Source organism: Roseateles sp. AC306, from assembly GCF_979253795.1.
Genome location: NZ_CEEDEB010000136.1, coordinates 1 through 240, shown reverse-complemented (window position 1 = coordinate 240; position 240 = coordinate 1). Strand labels below are relative to the sequence as shown.

The window sequence follows — 240 nt, the reverse complement described above, 5'->3', positions numbered from 1 at the left end:
CATAAAGCCCGCAAGGCGCTTTTTGAACGCGCCGGAAAACTCATTGTGGAATTAGCCAACCGCTACTACCACGATAATGACGAGTCCGTTCTCCCCCGCTCTATTGCCACTCGCGAAGCATTCTGCAACGCTATGACCCTCGATATAGCCATGGGCGGATCCACCAACACTGTGCTGCATATTCTTGCCGCTGCACAAGAAGGTAATGTGAACTTCACACTGGATGACATTGACGCTATC

At 51.2% G+C, this 240-nt stretch carries 1 protein-coding gene; it reads left to right on the top strand.

Features of this window, described 5'->3' with window-relative positions; translation table 11 throughout:
• On the top strand, positions 1 to 240 hold a 240-nt coding region (locus AC0IZJ_RS28715), incomplete at both ends, for a dihydroxy-acid dehydratase domain-containing protein (RefSeq protein ID WP_471855682.1).